Here is a 17,946-nt window from a genome sequence, read left to right as displayed (position 1 = left end):
GGGCCACCGGGGGGCCCTACGTCCACCGTCACTGACCGAGCATTTCGCGGGGGGATGACTCAGAGGCGACATGACCTTTCCACAGCAGCGCAGCGGCTCACAGCTGCACGACGGGGAGAGCGCGGGCGAGGGCCCGCGCCGAGGGCTGGCCGTGCGCGCCGCACGGCGGGTCTGGGCCGACATCCGGCCGCTCGATCCGGTCCGCTCGATCAAGGGCAAGCTCGCCCTGCTGGTGATCGTCTCGGTCTTCCTGGCCACCGGCATGGCCGTGGTGGCGACCAGGTCCGAGACCCAGATCCGGATCATCATGATCTTCTCGATGATCGCCTCGCTGCTCTTCATGCAGTTCCTCGCGCACGGGCTGACCGCCCCGCTGCGCGACATGACGGCCGCCGCCCGCGCGATGGCCGGCGGCGACTACAGCCGCCGGGTCGAGGTCTCCTCGCGGGACGAGATCGGCGAGCTGGCCGAGACCTTCAACCGGATGGCCGGTGACCTGGAGGCCGCCGACCGGCACCGCCGCGAGCTGGTCGCCAACGTCTCGCACGAGCTGCGCACGCCGATCGCCGCGCTGCGCGCCGTGCTGGAGAACGTGGTGGACGGCGTGGTGCAGCCCGATCCGAAGACCCTGGGCACCGCCCTGGAGCAGACCGAGCGGCTCGGGCGGCTGGTCAGCCACCTGCTGGACCTCTCCAAGCTGGACGGCGGCGTGGTGCCGCTGGACGCCCGCCGGTTCGAGGTGCAGGGCTTCCTGGCCGGGGTGCTGCGCGGGGTCTCGGTGGACGGGGCGACGGCCGGCGGGGCGTACGGGCGGCGGGACGACGTCCGGCTGCGGCTGGAGGTCGAGCCGGCCGACCTGACCGGGGTGGCGGATCCGGAGCGGCTGCACCAGGTGGTGGCCAACCTGGTCGACAACGCCTGCAAGCACTCCCCTTCCGGCGGCACCGTGACGGTGCTGGCCCGGCCGGGCGAGGAGCCGGGCGGGCTGCTGCTGGCCGTCACCGACGAGGGGCCGGGCATCCCCGTCCAGGACCGCTCCCGGGTGTTCGAGCGGTTCGGCCGCAGCGGCACCGCGACGGCCCAGGGGCCGGGCTCCGACGGCGGCACCGGGCTGGGCTTGGCGATCGCCCGCTGGGCCGTCGACCTGCACGGCGGGCGGATCCGGGTGGCCGAGTCGGCCACGGGGTGCCGGATCGAGGTCGCTCTCCCGGGTGAGTCGGCCTTGCGCCCGTAACCCACACATCTGTCACAGAACTGGGACACGGCACGCGTAAGGACTCCGTCAGATCTTCTGTTCGGGTGCAGAGCTGCTTTTTTGTCCGGTTTTGGATAGTTTCGTCACTGATAGGGAGCCCACGGGTTCCCCGTCGGCGGAGATTTCTAACACTCGTTTTCGGCCAAAATAACGGTCGGCACTGTGATCTGGGTGACGCCTGCCCGCTGGGGACTGCGCGATCACTCTGGGGAGGCGTAGCCTTAATCCCCGCTGTCCACACATCCCAAAAGGAAGCGGAAGAGGGCGGTTGCCCCGTGTCGCCACACCCTGAAACCCCCGTCAGCTCGGCAAGCTCCACTGGCTTCGGCCCCAACGAGTGGCTCGTCGACGAGATCTACCAGCAGTACCTCCAGGATCCCAACTCGGTCGACCGAGCCTGGTGGGACTTTTTCGCCGACTACAAGCCCGGTACCGAGGTGACTCCAGTGACCCAGGCCGCGACCCAGGCCGGCCCCACGCCGACCGCCGTTGCCGCCCCTGCCCCGACTGCCGCCGCTGCGGCCGCACCGGCGCCCGCCCCCGCTGCACCGGCCGCTCCGGCTCCGGCGCAGCCGGCGCCCGCGCCGCTCGCCGCAGCCCCGGCCGCGCCGCCCGCGCCGAAGGCCGCCGTCCCGGCGCCCGCCGCGGCCGCCGCCGAGGGGCCCGAGCTGATCCCGCTGCGGGGCCCGGCCAAGGCCGTCGCCACCAACATGGACGCCTCGCTCGAGGTGCCCACGGCGACGTCCGTGCGTGCCGTGCCGGCCAAGCTGTTGATCGACAACCGCATCGTCATCAACAACCACCTGCAGCGCGCCCGCGGTGGCAAGGTCTCCTTCACGCACCTGATCGGTTACGCCCTGGTCCAGGCCGTCAAGGCCAACCCGGCGATGAACCACAGCTACGCGGTCAAGGACGGCAAGTCCTACCTCGTGAAGCCGGACCACGTGAACCTCGGTCTGGCCATCGACCTGGTGAAGCCCAACGGCGACCGCCAGCTCGTCGTCGCGGCCATCAAGAAGGCCGAGACGCTCGACTTCCACGGCTTCTGGCAGGCCTACGAGGACATCGTCCGCCGGGCCCGCGCCAACAAGCTGACGATGGACGACTTCACCGGCGTCACCGTCTCGCTGACCAACCCCGGCGGCATCGGCACCGTGCACTCCGTGCCGCGCCTGATGCAGGGCCAGGGCACCATCGTCGGCGTCGGCGCCATGGAGTACCCGGCCGAGTTCCAGGGCTCCTCGCAGGAGACCCTGGCCCGCCTGGGCATCTCCAAGATCATGACGCTCACCTCGACCTACGACCACCGCGTCATCCAGGGCGCCGGTTCGGGCGAGTTCCTGCGCACGATCCACCAGCTGCTGCTCGGCGAGCACAACTTCTACGACGAGGTCTTCGCCTCGCTGCGGATCCCGTACGAGCCGGTCCGCTGGGCCACCGACGTGGCCACCACCCACGAGGACGAGGTCAACAAGACCGCCCGCGTGATGGAGCTCATCCACGCGTACCGCGTGCGCGGCCACCTGATGGCCGACACCGACCCGCTGGAGTACAAGCAGCGCCGTCACCCGGACCTCGACGTGGTCGAGCACGGGCTGACCCTGTGGGACCTGGAGCGCGAGTTCGCCGTCGGCGGCTTCGGCGGCCAGAAGATGATGAAGCTCCGCGACATCCTCGGCCTGCTGCGCAACACGTACTGCCGCACCGTCGGCATCGAGTACATGCACATCCAGGACCCGAAGCAGCGCAAGTGGCTGCAGGAGCGCCTGGAGAAGCCGTACGCCAAGCCCGAGCGCGAGGAGCAGCTGCGGATCCTCCGCCGGCTGAACTCCGCCGAGGCCTTCGAGACCTTCCTGCAGACCAAGTACGTCGGGCAGAAGCGTTTCTCGCTGGAGGGCGGCGAGTCCCTCATCCCGCTGCTGGACGCCACCATCGACGCGGCGGCCGAGCACCGCCTCGACGAGGCCGTCATCGGCATGGCCCACCGCGGCCGCCTGAACGTGCTGGCCAACATCGTCGGCAAGCCGTACGGCCGGATCTTCGGCGAGTTCGAGGGCAACCTCGACCCGAAGTCCATGCACGGCTCCGGCGACGTCAAGTACCACCTGGGCGCCGAGGGCACCTTCACCGGCCTGGACGGGGAGACCATCAAGGTCTCGCTGGCCGCCAACCCCTCCCACCTGGAGACGGTCGACCCGGTCGTCGAGGGCATCGTCCGCGCCAAGCAGGACGTGCTCGACCAGGGCGGCACCACCTTCCCGGTGCTGCCGATCCAGGTCCACGGCGACGCGGCCTTCGCGGGCCAGGGCGTGGTCGCGGAGACCCTGAACATGTCGCAGCTGCGCGGTTACCGCACCGGCGGCACGATCCACCTCGTGGTCAACAACCAGGTCGGCTTCACCGCCGCCCCGGCGTCCTCCCGCTCGTCGATGTACTGCACCGACGTGGCGCGGATGATCGAGGCCCCGATCTTCCACGTGAACGGCGACGACCCGGAGGCCGTGGTCCGCGTCGCGCGGATCGCCTTCGAGTTCCGCCAGGCGTTCCACAAGGACGTCGTGATCGACCTCATCTGCTACCGCCGCCGCGGTCACAACGAGGCCGACAACCCCTCGTTCACCCAGCCGCTGATGTACGACCTGATCGACAAGAAGCGCTCGGTGCGCAAGCTCTACACCGAGGGCCTGATCGGTCGCGGCGACATCACCATGGAAGAGGCGGAGCAGGCGCTCCAGGACTTCCAGGGCCAGCTGGAGAAGGTCTTCTCCGAGGTCCGCGAGGCCACCTCGGCCGCCTCCACCGCCACCAACGGCAAGCCGCAGGCCGACTTCCCCGTCTCCATCCAGACGGGCATCTCCGAGGAGATGGTCAAGCGGATCGCCGCCTCCCAGGTCAACCTGCCGGAGTGGCTGACCGTGCACCCGCGCCTGCTGCCCCAGCTGCAGCGCCGCGCGGCCTCGGTCGAGGACAACACCATCGACTGGGCCATGGGCGAGACCCTCGCCATCGGCTCGCTGCTGATGGAGGGTCACCCCGTCCGCCTGGCCGGCCAGGACAGCCGCCGCGGCACCTTCGGCCAGCGCCACGCGGTGCTGATCGACCGGAACACCGGCGAGGACTACACCCCGCTGCTGTACCTGACCGAGGACCAGGCCCGCTACACCGTCTACGACAGCCTGCTGTCGGAGTACGCGGCGATGGGCTTCGAGTACGGCTACTCGCTGACCCGCCCGAACGCGCTGGTCATGTGGGAGGCGCAGTTCGGTGACTTCGTCAACGGCGCGCAGACCGTCGTCGACGAGTACATCGCCTCCGCCGAGCAGAAGTGGGGCCAGCACTCCGGCGTCACCCTGCTGCTGCCGCACGGCATGGAGGGCCAGGGCCCGGACCACTCCTCGGCCCGCCCGGAGCGCTTCCTGCAGCTCTGCGCGCAGGACAACATGACGGTCGCGATGCCCACGCTCCCGTCGAACTACTTCCACCTGCTGCGCTGGCAGGCGCACAACCCGCACCACAAGCCGCTGGTCGTCTTCACCCCGAAGTCGATGCTGCGCCTGAAGGCGGCGGCCTCGGCCACCGCCGAGTTCACCTCGGGCTCGTTCCGCCCGGTCATCGGCGACACCAGCGTCGACCCGGCGAACGTGCGCAAGGTGATCATCACCGCGGGCAAGTTCTACTACGACGTCGCCCAGGCGCGGGAGGAGCGCGGGGTCACCGACACCGCGATCGTCCGGGTCGAGCGGCTCTACCCGCTGCCGGTGGCGGAGCTCCAGGAGGAGCTGAGCCGCTACGGCGACAACGTCCAGTTCATCTGGGCGCAGGAGGAGCCGGCCAACCAGGGTGCCTGGCCGTTCATCGCGATGAACCTCGTCGACCACCTCCAGGTCGTCATCGGCCGCAGCGCCAACGGTTCGCGCCTGCGCCGGGTGGCCCGCACCGCCTCCTCCGCCCCGGCGGTGGGTTCGGCCAACCGTCACAAGGTGGAGCAGGCGGCCCTGCTGGACGAGATCTTCGCCCTGTAGGCCTGCGGCTCGCTTGAGCGACGCCTGAAGGCCCGGTCCCGCCGCCCGCGCGGAGGGACCGGGCCTTCGCCCGTACCACCCCCAGAAGGAGAACACCGTGTACTTCACCGACCGTGGGATCGAGGAGCTGGCCAGCCGGCGCGGCGACGAGGAGGTCACCTTCGAGTGGCTCGCCGAGCGGCTGCGCGAGTTCGTCGACCTCAACCCGGACTTCGAGATCCCGGTCGAGCGGCTGGCCACCTGGCTGGCCCGCCTCGACGACGAGGACGAGGACTGAGACCGATCGGGAAGGGCCCGGGAGCACACCGCTCCCGGGCCCTTCCGGCGTTCTCGGGGGTGACCCTGACTCTTCCCCGAGACCGGCCCCGGTTCCCCCGGAAGTGCCTTGACTTCGCCCCCACGCGATATATCGTGTTATTGGGAACGACGCGATACATCGCGAGTCGTCAACGGGAGGCTTCAGTCATGAGTCAGTGGACGGTCAGCGGGCCGGAGCAGATCACCTTCGAGGAGCCGGTCGACACCCTCCAGGTGCGCATCGTGGCCGGCGTGGTCAATGTGGTCGCCTCCGAGGGCCCGGCCCGGCTGGAGGTCACCGAGCTGGAGGGCGACGCCCTGCACATCGAGCAGGTCGACGGGGTCCTCACCGTCACCTACCCCGAGCTCAACGTGGGCCGCTTCTCCGAGGCCCTCAAGTCGCTGGAGTCGGTCAAGTCCTTCTTCGGCACCCTGCGCAAGCACAACCGCGCCGTGGTCTCGCTGGCCGTCCCGGCCGGCGCCGAGGTCAAGGTCGGCACCGTCTCGGCCGACACCACCGTCTCCGGCATCGCCGGCCGCGTCTCGGTCAACGGCGCCAGCGGCGAGACCACCCTGGTCGGCATCTCCGGCCGCACCGACGCCAACACCGTCTCCGGCGCCGTCACCGCCCAGGCCCTCTCCGGCGAGCTGCGCGCGCACTCCGTCTCCGGCGACCTCACCGTGATCGCCGGCACCGCCGACAGGATCGCCGCCAAGTCGGTCAGCGGCGCCGTCACCCTCGACCTGGACGTGCGCACCGCCGCCGAGATCAGCGTCTCCACCGTGAGCGGCCCGGTCGGCATCCGGCTCCCCTCGCTCGCCGACACCAAGGTCGAGCTCGGCACCACCAGCGGCGACCTCTCCTCCACCTTCGAGGAGCTCACCGTGAACGGCAGCTGGGGCGCCAAGCGGCTCTCCGGCGAGATCGGCTCCGGCGCCGGCAAGCTCCAGGTCACCACCGTCTCCGGCGCCGTCACCGTGCTGCGCCGCCCCGAGCCGGAGGAGGACCGGCCCAGCCTGGTCAAGGAGCTGCCCACCACCCCGGCCGCGCCCGCCGCCGAGGCCCCCGCCGACTCGACCGCCCCGTCCGACTCCGAGGAGAACTGAGATGACCCCCGTCTTCGGCCACGGCCGCCTCCGGCTCTACCTGCTCAAGCTGCTCGGCGAGTCACCCCGGCACGGCTACGACGTGATCCGCCTGCTGGAGGAGCGCTTCGAGGGCACCTACGCGCCCTCGGCCGGCACCGTCTACCCCCGGCTCGCCAAGCTGGAGCAGGAGGGCCTGGTCAGCCACTCCACCGAGGGCGGCCGCAAGGTCTACCACCTCACCGAGGCCGGCCGCGCCGAGCTGGCCGACCGGCAGGCCGAGCTCGACGAGCTGGAGAGCGAGATCCGCGCCTCGGTGGCCCAGCTGGCCGGGGCGATCCGCGAGGACGTCCGGGACAGCGCGAAGAGCCTGCGCGAGGAGCTGTGGGGCGCGGCCCGCCAGGCCCCCAAGGCCGAGGGCGAGCCCTGGGCCGGGCCCTGGGGCGACAAGGAGGCCTGGCAGCGGGCCAAGGAGGAGTTCGCCCAGTTCAAGACCCAGGCCAAGGAGCAGGCCCGCCGGGCCAAGGAGCAGGAGCGGGCCGCCAAGGCGAAGGCCAAGGCCGCCGAGGAGGAGGCGCGGCGCCTGCGCGAGGAGGCCAAGGCCGCCCGCGGCGCCGCCCAGCAGGAGGCGATCCGGATCAAGAAGCGGGTCGAGCAGCAGGTCCGCGAGGCCGCCGCCCGGGGCGACTGGTCCACCGGCCTCACCGAGGGCCTGGCCGAGCTCACCCGCAGCCTGGCCGGCCTGGCCGACGCCGCCAAGTGGGGCCCCGCCGCCCCGCCGCCCGCCGAGGAGCAGATCACGGTCGACCGGATCGACCTCGACAAGCCCCCCGCCGACACCCCCGCCTGGGCCGCCACCGACCCGGCCGCCGACCCGGCCCGCGAGCTCGAGCGCCTGCTCGACCGCTTCCGCGACCAGATCCGCGACGCCGCCCGCGACTCGGGCGTCACCCCGGCCCAGCTCGCCACCACCCGAGCCACTCTCGCCGCCGCCGCCGACCGCCTGCGCGCCACCTTCCACTGACGCCCCACCACCAGCCCCCGGGAGCCGTGCTCCCGGGGGCTCCGGCGTGCCGTCAGGGGGTGAGCACCAGCTTGCCGAAGACCTCGCCCTTGGCGAGGCGGGCGAAGGCGTCGCGGGCCTCGGTGAGGGGGTGGACGGAGTCGATCACCGGGCGGACGCCGGTGTTGGCGCAGAGGGCGAGCAGGCCGGCCAGCTCCTCCTTGGTGCCCATGGTGGAGCCGAGCACGCGGAGCTCGAGGAAGAAGATCCGGTTGAGCTCGGCGGCCTTGGGGTGGGGGCCGGAGGTGGCGCCGGAGATGACGATGGCGCCGCCGGGCTTGAGGGCCTTGACGGAGTGGCTCCAGGTGGCGGCACCGACCGTCTCCATCACGGCGTCGACCCGCTCGGGGAGGCGGGCGCCGCTCTCGAAGACGGCGTCGGCGCCGAGGGAGAGGGCACGGGCCCGCTTGGCCTCGTCCCGGCCGGTGACCCAGACCCGCAGGCCGGCCGCCTTGCCGAGCACGATCAGCGCGGTGGCCACGCCACCGCCGGCGCCCTGGACGAGGACGGTCTCGCCGGGCTTGGCGGCTGCCTTGGTGAAGAGCATCCGGTAGGCGGTGAGCCAGGCCGTGGGCAGGCAGGCGGCCTCGGCGAAGGAGAGCTCGGCCGGCTTGGGCAGCAGGTTCCAGGTCGGCACGGCGACCTGCTGGGCGAAGGTGCCCTGGTACCGCTCGGTGAGGATGGAGCGCGGCTCGGTCGGCCCGACCCCGTGGCCGCTCTGGCCGATCACGGAGTGGATGACGACCTCGTTGCCCTGCTCGTCGACGCCCGCGGCGTCGCAGCCGAGGATCATCGGCAGCCGCTCGGCGGGCAGGCCCACCCCGCGCAGCGACCAGAGGTCGTGGTGGTTGAGGGTGGCGGCCTTGACGGTCACCACGCTCCAGCCCGGACGGGCCTGAGGCTCGGGCAGCTCGCCCAACTCCAGGGCGCTCAGCGGGTCGTCGGCGTCGATGCGTGCGGCGTAGGCGGCGTACATGCCGGGACCATACCGCCGAGCGCGACCGCCCGGGGGCACAGAGTGACGCACGCAACTCCGTGCCCCCGGCAGGCGGCTACCCGAAAGGGCGACTACCGGCGGGCGACGCCCTCGCGGCGGGCGGCCTCGGCCACGGCCTTGGTGACGGCCGGGGCGACCCGCTCGTCGAACGGGGAGGGGATGACCTTCTGCGGGGTCAGCTCCTCGGCGACCACGGCGGCCAGCGCCTGGGCGGCGGCGAGCTTCATGCCCTCGGTGATCCGGGTGGCCCGGACCTGCAGGGCGCCGGCGAAGATGCCGGGGAAGGCCAGCACGTTGTTGATCTGGTTCGGGAAGTCCGAACGGCCGGTGGCGACCACCGAGGCGTAGCGGTGCGCGACCTCGGGGTGGATCTCCGGGTTCGGGTTGGCCATCGCGAAGACGAAGCAGCCCTTGGCCATGGTGGCCACGGCCTCCTCCGGCACGGTGCCGCCGGAGACGCCGATGAAGACGTCCGCCCCGGCCAGCGCCTCGTTGAGGCTGCCCTTGATGCCGGCCTTGTTGGTGAGCGCGGCGATCTCGGCCTTGACGTCGGTGAGGTCCTCGCGGCCCTGGTGGATGACACCGCGGCGGTCGCAGAGGGACACGTCGCCGATCCCGGCGGCCACCAGCATCTTGGCGATCGCGATGCCGGCCGCGCCGGCGCCGGAGATGACCGCCCGCAGCGAGCCGATCTCGCGGCCGGTGACCTTGGCGGCGTTCCAGAGCGCGGCGGTGGTGACGATCGCGGTGCCGTGCTGGTCGTCGTGGAAGATCGGGATGTCCAGGGCCTCCTGGAGGCGCCGCTCGATCTCGAAGCAGCGCGGGGCGGAGATGTCCTCCAGGTTGACGCCGCCGAAGGAGGGGGCCAGCCGGACGACGGTCTCGACGATCTCGTCCACCGAGGTGGTGGCCAGCGCGATCGGCACCGCGTCCACGCCGCCGAACTGCTTGAACAGGATCGCCTTGCCCTCCATGACCGGGAGGGAAGCCTCGGGGCCGATGTCGCCCAGGCCCAGCACGGCGGTGCCGTCGGTGACCACGGCGACCACGTTGGACTTCCACGTGTAGTCGTTGACCAGCTCGGGCTGCTCGGCGATCGCGGTGCAGACCCGGGCGACGCCGGGGGTGTAGGCGAGGGACAGGTCGTCCGCGTCGCGCACCGGCACCGTCGCGACGGTCTCCATCTTGCCGCCGCGGTGGAGCGCGAAGACGGCGTCGACCGGGTCGACGGTGTCCTCGGTGTTCGGGTGGATGATCTCCGCTGCCACAATGACCTCTTCGTCATAGATCAGCGAGAGCGCGGGCCGACGGACGGGACAGTAAAGCGCTGAGGCGCTGCCGTCGGGCGGCGCCCTCGGATGAGGGTTTTAGGGTGCTGCACTGTGCGATCGGATCAGCCTAGGTCGGACAGAAGGCATCGCACCTATGCCTTTTTGTCCTCTTGACGCGCTGTTCATCCCCTGCCCGCCACTTGACCACCGTCAGTTTCGGAAGTACCGACGGAGCCGTGGCAGCAGGGGAGAACCGACAACACTCGCAGGAGTGAACCGCAGGCTCCGGAGGGGAGCTGGCGCTTCGGCTCCAGAGCCGAAATCCTCGGCTTCCGGTCCTACGCGCCCCGAGTCTGTCGCGACTCGGCGGGCCTGGGTTCAGGTTCGGGGGTCACCCGGTACGTGATTCTGACACACCCGCTGCCCGGCTCGGCAGGGCGGGATGGTTAGATCCGTGTCTCAGTCACCGGATTCGGACGCCCGTGCGCCCGCCAACGGCCGCGCCCGGCGCCCAATCGCACACCCACGCCCTCCCGGTGACCGACACCCCTCTCCCACCCGGAGGAGCCCCGCATGCACGGAACGTTCCTGCCCATCGGACGCCTCGCCCGCCCGTTCGCCGCCCTCGCAGCCGGATCGCTGCTGATCACCGGCTGTGCGAGCGGCGGCGGCTCGAAGGACCCGGCGGCCGCGCTGCACGGCAGACTGCCGTCCTCGGTGAAGTCGGCGGGGGTGCTGAAGATCGCCTCCGACCTGAGCTACACCCCGGTGGACTTCAAGGACGGGAACGGCACCGCGATGGGCCTGGACGCCGATCTCGCCGCCGAACTCGGCAAGGTGCTCGGCGTGAAGATCCAGATCGTGGACACACCGTTCGAGAAACTGATCCCCGGTCTCCAGCAGAAGGGCTACGACGCTGTCATGTCGGCGCTCACCGACAGCCGCAACCGGCGCGACGGCACCGACGACACGGGCAAGGTGACGAATCCCGGAGTGGATTTCGTCGACTACTTCATCGCGGGCAGCTCGATCCTGGTCCGCAAGGGCAACCCCAAGGGCATCCGCGGCCTGGACGACTTCTGCGGCCAGCGCGTGGCCGTCCAGCGCGGCACCACCCAGGCCGAGATCGTGGCCCGCCAGGCCACCGCCTGCGAGCGCGGCGGCCACCCGATGACCACCGTCCTGACCGAGACCGACGCCGACGCCAGGGACCGGCTGTCCGGCAACCAGGCGGTGGTGGACCTGACCGACTACCCGGTGGCCGCGGAGGCGGCCAAGCACGACGGGGGTTCGATGTTCGAGGTCACCGGCAGCCAGCTCCAGCCCGAGCCGTACGGGATAGCGGTGGCCAAGGAGAACGCCCAGCTGCGCGACACCCTGGCCAAGGCGCTGGACCAGGTGATCCGGAGCGGGGCCTACGACACCGTGCTGGGGCGCTGGGGACTCACCGCGGGGGCGGCGCAGAACGCCGTGGTGAATGGCGGGTTCTGATTACCCGTCAGTAGCCGCCCTTGATCTGCATACTTATCCACAGGGTGACAGGGTCGGTCAAACGATCCGGATATCGGACGGTCTGACCCCTCGTTATCCGATTTTGATCTGCGGATGGACCCGTTCAGCGGCACTGGATGGCAGGATTCCCCCCATCTCGGATCGCGAAAGCCACCCGGCCTCCTGGCAGGGGCTCCCGGTCGAGGCAGCGTTCGCTCGTCCACCTCGGCGGAGGGTGGCGACGGCACGACCAGCTCCACCCGAGGGCCCGCACAGTGCGGTGCGGGCCCGCTGGCCCCCGGCGCGCCGCCCCCGTGGCGCGCACTGCCCGAGCTCCCAGGAGGAGATCTCCCCCATGACCGCCCGCACCCCGCGACTGATCGCCCTCACCGTCCTCGCGACGGGCTCGCTGCTGCTCACCGCCTGCAGCAGCTCCTCCAGCTCCAGCACCAGCTCCGGCGCGCCCAGCGCCAGCGCCTCGATCAAGGACGTCACCGCCGACTCCGCCCTGGCCGCGCTCGTCCCCGCCGACGTGAAGTCGGCCGGCAAGCTGACCGTCGCCACCGACGCGTCCTACGCGCCGAACGAGTTCAAGGACGACAAGGGCGCCATCGTCGGCATGGACGTGGACCTGGCGGGCGCGATCGCCAAGAAGCTGGGCCTGACCGCCGACGTGCAGAACGCGACCTTCGACGCGATCATCCCGGGCATCATCGCGAAGAAGTACAACCTGAGCCTGAGCTCCTTCACCGCCACGAAGGAGCGCGAGGCCACCGTCGACATGGTCACCTACTTCTCGGCCGGCACCGGCACCGCCGTGAAGAAGGGCAACCCGGACAAGATCGACGCCACCGACCTGTGCGGCAAGAAGGTCGCCGTCCAGACCGGCACCACCCAGGCCGACGCGATCAAGAACACGATCAACCCCGCCTGCACCAAGGCCGGCAAGCCGACCGTCCCGGAGGACGGCAACAAGTTCGACCTCCAGACCGACGTGACCCAGGCGCTGTTCTCCGGCCGCGACCAGGTCATGCTCGCCGACTCCCCGGTCGTCGACTACGCGATCAAGCAGACCAACGGCCAGCTGGAGAAGATCGGCTCGGTCACCGACACCGCCCCGTACGGCGTCGTGCTGCCCAAGGGCTCGGAGCTGACCAAGGCCGTCCAGGGCGCCATCCAGGCCCTGATGACGGACGGCACGTACAAGGCGATCCTGGAGAAGTGGGGCGTGCAGGCGGGCTCCATCGACAAGTCGGTCGTCAACGGCAACTGAGGCCGACCCCGCACCTCCTTCTCCGAACCAGACCCTGAGGCCACACAGTGAACTCTCTCGATCAGGGCGCGGTGCCGCCGGGACGGCCTGAGGCCATCAAGGCCGTCCCGGTCCGACACCCCGGTCGTTGGGCCGGAGCCGCCGTCGTGCTGCTGCTCGCGGCGATGCTCGTCCACGCGCTCGTCACCAACTCACAGTTCCAGTGGGATGTCGTCGGCAAGTACTTCTTCGACTCCACCATCACCCACGGCATGCTCGTCACCCTCGAGCTGACCGCACTGGCCATGGTGATCGGCGTCGTGGGCGGCACCCTGCTGGCCATCATGCGGCTCTCCGCCAACCCGGTGCTCTCCACCACCGCGTGGTTCTACATCTGGGTCTTCCGCGGCACCCCCGTGCTCGTCCAGCTGTTCATCTGGAACTACCTGGGCACCCTGTGGGCCAACATCGGCTTCGGCATCCCGTTCGGCCCGGTCTTCTGGAGCGAGCCGACCAACAAGCTGATCCCGCTGTTCGTCGCCGCCCTGCTCGGCCTCGGCCTGAACGAGGCCGCCTACATGGCGGAGATCGTCCGCTCCGGCATCCAGTCGGTGCCGGTCGGCCAGACCGAGGCGGCCCACGCGCTCGGCATGAGCCAGTCCCGCACGATGCGGCGGATCATCCTGCCGCAGGCGATGCGGGTGATCATCCCGCCGACCGGCAACGAGACCATCTCGATGCTCAAGACCACCTCGCTGGTCTCGGCGATCTCGCTGGAGGAGCTGTTCCGCGCCAGCCAGAACATCTCCTCCCGCACCTTCCAGATCATCCCGATGCTCATGATCGCGAGCATCTGGTACCTGGCGATGACCTCGATCCTGACGGTCGTCCAGTACTACATCGAGCGGCACTACGCCCGCGGCGCCAACCGCGTGCTGCCCCCGACCCCGCTCCAGCGGCTGCGCGGCCTCTTCGCCGGCCGCCGCCCGGCCCCGGCCCCGGCCACCCAGGGCGATGTCGTCACCGGGGCCGACGGAGGTGGACACCTGTGACCGAGCTGACCAAGAACACAGCCGCCCCGGCCGCCCCCATGGTCAAGGCCGAGGCCGTGCGCAAGTCCTACGGCCTGGTCGAGGTGCTCAAGGGCATCGACCTCCAGGTCAACCAGGGCGAGGTCTTCGTGCTGGTCGGGCCCTCGGGCTCGGGCAAGTCGACCTTCCTGCGCTGCATCAACCACCTGGAGAAGATCAACGCCGGCCGGCTCTGGGTCGACGGCGACCTGGTGGGCTACAAGCAGCGCGGCGAGAAGCTGTACGAACTGAAGGACCGCGAGGTGGCGCAGCGCCGCCGCGACATCGGCATGGTCTTCCAGCACTTCAACCTCTTCCCGCACATGACGGCCATAGAGAACGTCATCGAGGCGCCGGTGCAGGTCAAGGGCGAGAGCAAGTCCGCCGCCCGTGAGCGGGGCATGACGCTGCTGGAGCGGGTCGGGCTCTCCGACAAGGCGGGCAACTACCCGTCGCAGCTCTCCGGCGGCCAGCAGCAGCGGGTGGCCATCGCCCGGGCGCTGGCCATGCAGCCCAAGCTGATGCTCTTCGACGAGCCCACCTCGGCGCTCGACCCGGAGCTGGTCGGCGAGGTGCTGGACGTCATGCGCGGCCTGGCCCAGGACGGCATGACGATGGTCGTGGTCACCCACGAGATGGGCTTCGCCCGCGAGGTGGGCGACGCGCTGGTCTTCATGGACGGCGGCGTGGTCGTCGAGGCCGGCAACCCGCGCGAGGTGCTGGCCAACCCGCAGCACGAGCGGACCCGCTCCTTCCTCTCCAAGGTGCTCTGACCCGCATCACCCCGGCGCCCGTCACCCCTCCCGGTGGCGGGCGCCCGCGCGTACCCGGGCCCAGGTAATACCCTGGGGGCAGATCGCCCGTTACCGCCCCCTGGAAGGACCCCCGTGGAGCTCGCCTCGTACGCCGACTTCGCCGTCCGGCTGGTGAACAGCGAGGAGCCCGAGCGCGGCACCGACGCGCTCACCTCCGTCGAGGCCGTCCGGGCCCTGTTCGGCGAGCCCACCCGGGCCGCCGCGCTGGCCGACGAATCCGACCTGCCCCGGCTGCGGGCCGTCCGCGGGCGGCTGCGCGGGGTCTTCGAGGCCGCCGCCGAGGGCGACGAGGTACGGGGCGTCGACCTGCTCAACAGCCTGCTGGTCGAGTACCCGGTCAGCCCGCTGGTCTCCGGCCACGACTACCTGGACGAGGCCGGCCGCCCCCGCTGGCACCTCCACCTGGCCGACAACGCCCCCACCGCCGCGGCCAACTTCACCGCCGTCGCCTGCATGGGCCTGGCCATCCACCTCACCGAGCTCGGCGCCGACCGCCTCGGCATCTGCCAGGCCGCCCCCTGCCGCAACGCCTACCTCGACACCTCCACCAACCGCTCCCGCCGCTACTGCTCCGACCGCTGCGCCACCCGCGCCAACGTCGCCGCCTACCGCGCCCGCAAGCGCCAGGAGGCCGCCGCAGCGGCCGCTACCGGGGCCTGAGCCAGCGCAGCCGCGGCTTCAGCCGCAGCAGCACCCGCCCCAGCACCAGCTCGTCCGGCACCGGCCCGTACTCCCGGCTGTCGCTCTCGACGAACTCGTTGTCGGAGAGCAGCCACCAGCCCCGGCCCCGCCGCCCCGCCGCCCGCTTCACGATCAGCAGGTCCTGCCGGAGCGGGTGGCGGCAGAGCACCACCGCGCCGGGCCGGATCCGGCCGCCGTAGTGGACGAGGACCAGGTCACCGTCGTGGAGCGTGGGCACCATCGAGGGCCCCGCCACGTCGACCACGCCCAGCGGCAGCAGACCGTTGTGCTCCGCAGAAGTCATTCCCTCTCCCCGGTTGACGGACCGTCCGGCCCCCGCTGAGCGAATCCCGGCGGTGGTAAGGGTAATCTCAGGCGCGGGAAGACGATCTAAGGAAGGACTCCCATGTTCTCTCGTCTGTTTGCTCCGCGAGCCACCGCGCACGCCCACTGCGACCTGCCCTGCGGCGTCTACGACCCGGCCCAGGCCCGGATCGAGGCCGAGTCGGTGAAGGCCACTCAGGAGAAGTACCAGGCCAACGAGGACGCGTCGTTCCGCACGCGCGCCATCGTCATCAAGGAGGAGCGCGCCGAGCTGGTCAAGCACCACCTCTCGGTGCTGCACACCGACTACTTCAAGGCCCCGCACTTCGAGAAGTACCCGCAGCTGCACGAGCTGTTCAACCAGGCCGGCAAGGCCGCCTCGGCCGCCAAGGGCTCGAACGACCCGGCCACCGGCCAGGCCCTGCTCGACCTGATCGCCCAGATCGACGCGATCTTCTGGGAGACCAAGAAGGCCTGAGCCCCGCTCAGTCCTGCCGTCACCGCCCCCGGGCCGCACCTCGCGGCCCGGGGGCGGTGGTGCGTCCGGAGCGAGCCGTGGAAGGCCCCTCCGGCCGGGCGTACGCTCGTACTGCGGGTCGAACCGCCCCGGTCCGGCTCGTGCGGCCACGAGCGAAGGAGACCACCATGGGCTCGACCGCCTTCGACACCGAGGCCCTGCGCACCGGAATCGAGCAGCGCAAGGCGTCCACCCTGCTCTCCCTCTACGCGGACGACGCCGAACTGCGGATGGTCGACCGCCGCAGCCAGCCGAGCCACCCGATGGTGCTGCACGGCCGGACGGAGATCGACGGCCTGCTCTCGGAGATCTGCGAGCGGGAGATGACCCACAAGCTGGAGAGCGTGGTCGTCGGCGACGGCCACATCGCGTGGATGGAGTCCTGCGAGTACCCGGACGGCACCAAGGTGCTGATGAACATGATGGGCGACCTCACCGCCGACGGCCGGATCACCACCTGCACCGGGGTGCAGGCCTGGGACGAGGCCTGAGCTTCGAACGGCCCGAGTACGCTCGGGCCTATGATCCGCAAAGCCGTGAGCACCGACGTCCCCGTCATCCACACCATGATCCGCGAGCTCGCGGAGTACGAGAAGGAGCCGGAGGCGGCCGTCGCCACCGAGGCCCAGCTGCAGGACGCGCTGTTCGGCCCGGAGCCGGCCGTCTTCGGTCTGATCGCGGTGGACGACGCCACCGGCGAGACGGTCGGCTTCGCGCTCTGGTTCCGCAACTTCTCCACCTGGCGCGGCACCCACGGCGTCTACCTGGAGGACCTGTACGTGCGCCCCGAGGCGCGCGGCGGCGGCCACGGCAAGGCCCTGCTGACCGAGCTGGCCCGGATCTGCGTGGAGCGCGGCTACTCCCGGATGGAGTGGTCCGTGCTGGACTGGAACGCGCCCTCCATCGCCTTCTACAAGTCCCTCGGCGCGGTCCCGATGGACGGCTGGACGGTCTACCGGCTCACCGACGAGGCCCTCACCGCCCTCGGTTCGTGAAGCCGTTCCCGGGAGCGGTTCGTGAGAGCCGGCTGAAAGATCGTCGCTCGATCCCGTGACGACCTTCTCAGATCGCGACATCAACCGCCCGATCGCGGTAACGTCTCGGGCGGATGCGCGGCGTTCCGGCCACCCCGGATGGGTATGACCGGTACGTACCGCACCACCCCTCTGGACAGTTGGGGCGAAGCAGTTGAGCAATGCAACAGGAAGTGCCGCGGCGGTCCCGCACCAGACGCAGCCGCCGCAAGCACCGCGCGTCACCCAGGAGGTGAGGGTGTCCCAGATCGACGGCGAGCCCGGAGTGAAGGACTTCGTGGAGGTCCGGCTGCCCGCTGCGGGCGCCTACCTCTCGGTACTGCGAACGGCGACCGCCGGTCTCGCGGCCCGGTTGGACTTCACCCTGGACGAGATCGAGGATCTCCGGATCGCGGTGGACGAGGCCTGCGCCATCCTGCTCCAGCAGGCCGTGCCGGGCTCCGTCCTCAGCTGCGAGTTCCGGCTGGTCGGTGACTCCCTCCGGGTCACCGTCTCCGCGCCGACCACCGACGGGCGGGCCCCCGAGCGGGACACCTTCGCCTGGACGGTGCTCTCCGCGCTGGCGGGCGAGGTGGAGTCCTCGGTCGGCGCGGACAACACGGTGAGCATCAGCCTGCACAAGAAGCGCGGCGGAGGCCCCGCCGGGCTCTGAAGGCCCCACCCGTGAAGCCGTACGCCCGGCGCCCCGTGCGCCGCGCGTGCGGCTCCCCCGTACCGCGCAGCAGCGGTACTCCACCCCAGTAGTGCTCCCGGACCGGAACGGGTGATCGC

Annotated in this window: 17 protein-coding genes; 14 read left to right on the top strand and 3 right to left on the bottom strand. The window is 70.9% G+C overall.

Annotation, left to right across the window (positions count from 1 at the left end; translation table 11 throughout):
• The first annotated feature begins 70 nt into the window (after positions 1–70).
• The 5 genes from CFP65_RS24830 to CFP65_RS24810 all read left to right on the top strand — a co-directional run bounded on the left by CFP65_RS24830 (position 71) and on the right by CFP65_RS24810 (position 7,684).
• On the top strand, positions 71–1,234 hold the full coding sequence (locus CFP65_RS24830; protein ID WP_104818271.1) for a cell wall metabolism sensor histidine kinase WalK: 1,164 nt from the start codon (positions 71–73) through the stop codon (positions 1,232–1,234).
• Between the two features lie 296 nt (positions 1,235–1,530).
• Positions 1,531–5,277 carry a multifunctional oxoglutarate decarboxylase/oxoglutarate dehydrogenase thiamine pyrophosphate-binding subunit/dihydrolipoyllysine-residue succinyltransferase subunit gene (locus tag CFP65_RS24825; protein ID WP_104818270.1) on the top strand — a complete coding sequence of 1,249 codons (3,747 nt, stop codon included), beginning with the start codon at positions 1,531–1,533 and terminating at the stop codon, positions 5,275–5,277.
• A 97-nt stretch (positions 5,278–5,374) separates the two neighbouring features.
• Positions 5,375–5,554, top strand: coding sequence for a DUF6104 family protein (locus CFP65_RS24820; RefSeq protein ID WP_057226968.1), 180 nt, complete (start codon positions 5,375–5,377; stop codon positions 5,552–5,554).
• Positions 5,555–5,742: 188 nt separating this feature from the next.
• A complete protein-coding gene (locus CFP65_RS24815; RefSeq protein WP_104818269.1) occupies positions 5,743–6,681 on the top strand; it encodes a DUF4097 family beta strand repeat-containing protein in 939 nt (312 codons plus the stop codon).
• Between the two features lies 1 nt (position 6,682).
• The gene (locus CFP65_RS24810) at positions 6,683–7,684 is read left to right on the top strand and encodes a PadR family transcriptional regulator (protein ID WP_104818268.1); all 1,002 of its coding nucleotides are present in this window, start codon (positions 6,683–6,685) and stop codon (positions 7,682–7,684) included.
• A gap of 52 nt (positions 7,685–7,736) precedes the next feature.
• Here CFP65_RS24810 and CFP65_RS24805 read toward each other — a convergent pair whose 3' ends face one another.
• Together CFP65_RS24805 and CFP65_RS24800 are read right to left on the bottom strand one after the other, a co-directional pair.
• Positions 7,737–8,699: a zinc-binding dehydrogenase gene (locus CFP65_RS24805; RefSeq protein ID WP_104818267.1), complete on the bottom strand. Its 963-nt coding sequence runs from the start codon at positions 8,697–8,699 to the stop codon at positions 7,737–7,739.
• A gap of 92 nt (positions 8,700–8,791) precedes the next feature.
• Complete coding sequence (locus CFP65_RS24800) at positions 8,792–9,988, bottom strand: NADP-dependent malic enzyme (RefSeq protein ID WP_104818266.1); 1,197 nt, start codon at positions 9,986–9,988, stop codon at positions 8,792–8,794.
• A gap of 576 nt (positions 9,989–10,564) precedes the next feature.
• Here CFP65_RS24800 and CFP65_RS24795 point away from each other — a divergent pair.
• From CFP65_RS24795 to CFP65_RS24775, 5 genes are all read left to right on the top strand, one after another.
• Positions 10,565–11,482, top strand: a complete 918-nt coding sequence (locus CFP65_RS24795; RefSeq protein WP_104818265.1) for an ABC transporter substrate-binding protein — start codon at positions 10,565–10,567, stop codon at positions 11,480–11,482.
• Between the two features lie 355 nt (positions 11,483–11,837).
• Positions 11,838–12,755, top strand: a complete 918-nt coding sequence (locus tag CFP65_RS24790; protein WP_104818264.1) for an ABC transporter substrate-binding protein — start codon at positions 11,838–11,840, stop codon at positions 12,753–12,755.
• A gap of 47 nt (positions 12,756–12,802) precedes the next feature.
• Entirely contained in the window at positions 12,803–13,786 is a 984-nt protein-coding gene (locus CFP65_RS24785) for an amino acid ABC transporter permease (RefSeq protein ID WP_217368185.1), read from the top strand.
• Positions 13,787–13,824: 38 nt separating this feature from the next.
• Complete coding sequence (locus tag CFP65_RS24780) at positions 13,825–14,577, top strand: amino acid ABC transporter ATP-binding protein (RefSeq protein WP_104821100.1); 753 nt, start codon at positions 13,825–13,827, stop codon at positions 14,575–14,577.
• Between the two features lie 114 nt (positions 14,578–14,691).
• Entirely contained in the window at positions 14,692–15,279 is a 588-nt protein-coding gene (locus CFP65_RS24775) for a CGNR zinc finger domain-containing protein (RefSeq protein WP_104818263.1), read from the top strand.
• Here the strand turns inward: CFP65_RS24775 and sodX are convergent.
• Positions 15,266–15,604, bottom strand: coding sequence for a nickel-type superoxide dismutase maturation protease (sodX, locus tag CFP65_RS24770; RefSeq protein WP_104818262.1), 339 nt, complete (start codon positions 15,602–15,604; stop codon positions 15,266–15,268). The genes CFP65_RS24775 and sodX overlap by 14 nt on opposite strands.
• 102 nt (positions 15,605–15,706) lie before the next feature.
• Between sodX and sodN the strand changes: the two genes are divergently transcribed.
• From sodN to CFP65_RS24750, 4 genes are all read left to right on the top strand, one after another.
• Positions 15,707–16,102: a superoxide dismutase, Ni gene (gene sodN / locus CFP65_RS24765; protein WP_104818261.1), complete on the top strand. Its 396-nt coding sequence runs from the start codon at positions 15,707–15,709 to the stop codon at positions 16,100–16,102.
• A gap of 167 nt (positions 16,103–16,269) precedes the next feature.
• On the top strand, positions 16,270–16,632 hold the full coding sequence (locus CFP65_RS24760; RefSeq protein WP_104818260.1) for a hypothetical protein: 363 nt from the start codon (positions 16,270–16,272) through the stop codon (positions 16,630–16,632).
• 30 nt (positions 16,633–16,662) lie between these two features.
• Positions 16,663–17,136, top strand: coding sequence for a GNAT family N-acetyltransferase (locus CFP65_RS24755; RefSeq protein WP_104818259.1), 474 nt, complete (start codon positions 16,663–16,665; stop codon positions 17,134–17,136).
• 277 nt (positions 17,137–17,413) lie between these two features.
• Positions 17,414–17,827, top strand: coding sequence for an anti-sigma regulatory factor (locus CFP65_RS24750; RefSeq protein WP_104818258.1), 414 nt, complete (start codon positions 17,414–17,416; stop codon positions 17,825–17,827).
• The last annotated feature ends 119 nt before the right edge of the window (positions 17,828–17,946 follow it).

The sequence above is a fragment of the Kitasatospora sp. MMS16-BH015 genome, from assembly GCF_002943525.1.
Classification (GTDB): Bacteria; Actinomycetota; Actinomycetes; order Streptomycetales; family Streptomycetaceae; genus Kitasatospora.
Note: the sequence above shows the minus strand (reverse complement) of the source record. Positions and strands in the feature narration are given on the sequence as shown.

Coding starts and splice junctions, on each gene's coding strand:
- sodX (WP_104818262.1), bottom strand. CDS start 15,604: ATGACTTCTGCGGAGCACAACGGTCTGCTGCCGCTGGGCGTGGTCGAC.
- CFP65_RS24795 (WP_104818265.1), top strand. CDS start 10,565: ATGCACGGAACGTTCCTGCCCATCGGACGCCTCGCCCGCCCGTTCGCC.
- CFP65_RS24790 (WP_104818264.1), top strand. CDS start 11,838: ATGACCGCCCGCACCCCGCGACTGATCGCCCTCACCGTCCTCGCGACG.
- CFP65_RS24760 (WP_104818260.1), top strand. CDS start 16,270: ATGGGCTCGACCGCCTTCGACACCGAGGCCCTGCGCACCGGAATCGAG.
- CFP65_RS24805 (WP_104818267.1), bottom strand. CDS start 8,699: ATGTACGCCGCCTACGCCGCACGCATCGACGCCGACGACCCGCTGAGC.
- CFP65_RS24810 (WP_104818268.1), top strand. CDS start 6,683: ATGACCCCCGTCTTCGGCCACGGCCGCCTCCGGCTCTACCTGCTCAAG.
- sodN (WP_104818261.1), top strand. CDS start 15,707: ATGTTCTCTCGTCTGTTTGCTCCGCGAGCCACCGCGCACGCCCACTGC.
- CFP65_RS24815 (WP_104818269.1), top strand. CDS start 5,743: ATGAGTCAGTGGACGGTCAGCGGGCCGGAGCAGATCACCTTCGAGGAG.
- CFP65_RS24755 (WP_104818259.1), top strand. CDS start 16,663: ATGATCCGCAAAGCCGTGAGCACCGACGTCCCCGTCATCCACACCATG.
- CFP65_RS24830 (WP_104818271.1), top strand. CDS start 71: ATGACCTTTCCACAGCAGCGCAGCGGCTCACAGCTGCACGACGGGGAG.
- CFP65_RS24780 (WP_104821100.1), top strand. CDS start 13,825: ATGGTCAAGGCCGAGGCCGTGCGCAAGTCCTACGGCCTGGTCGAGGTG.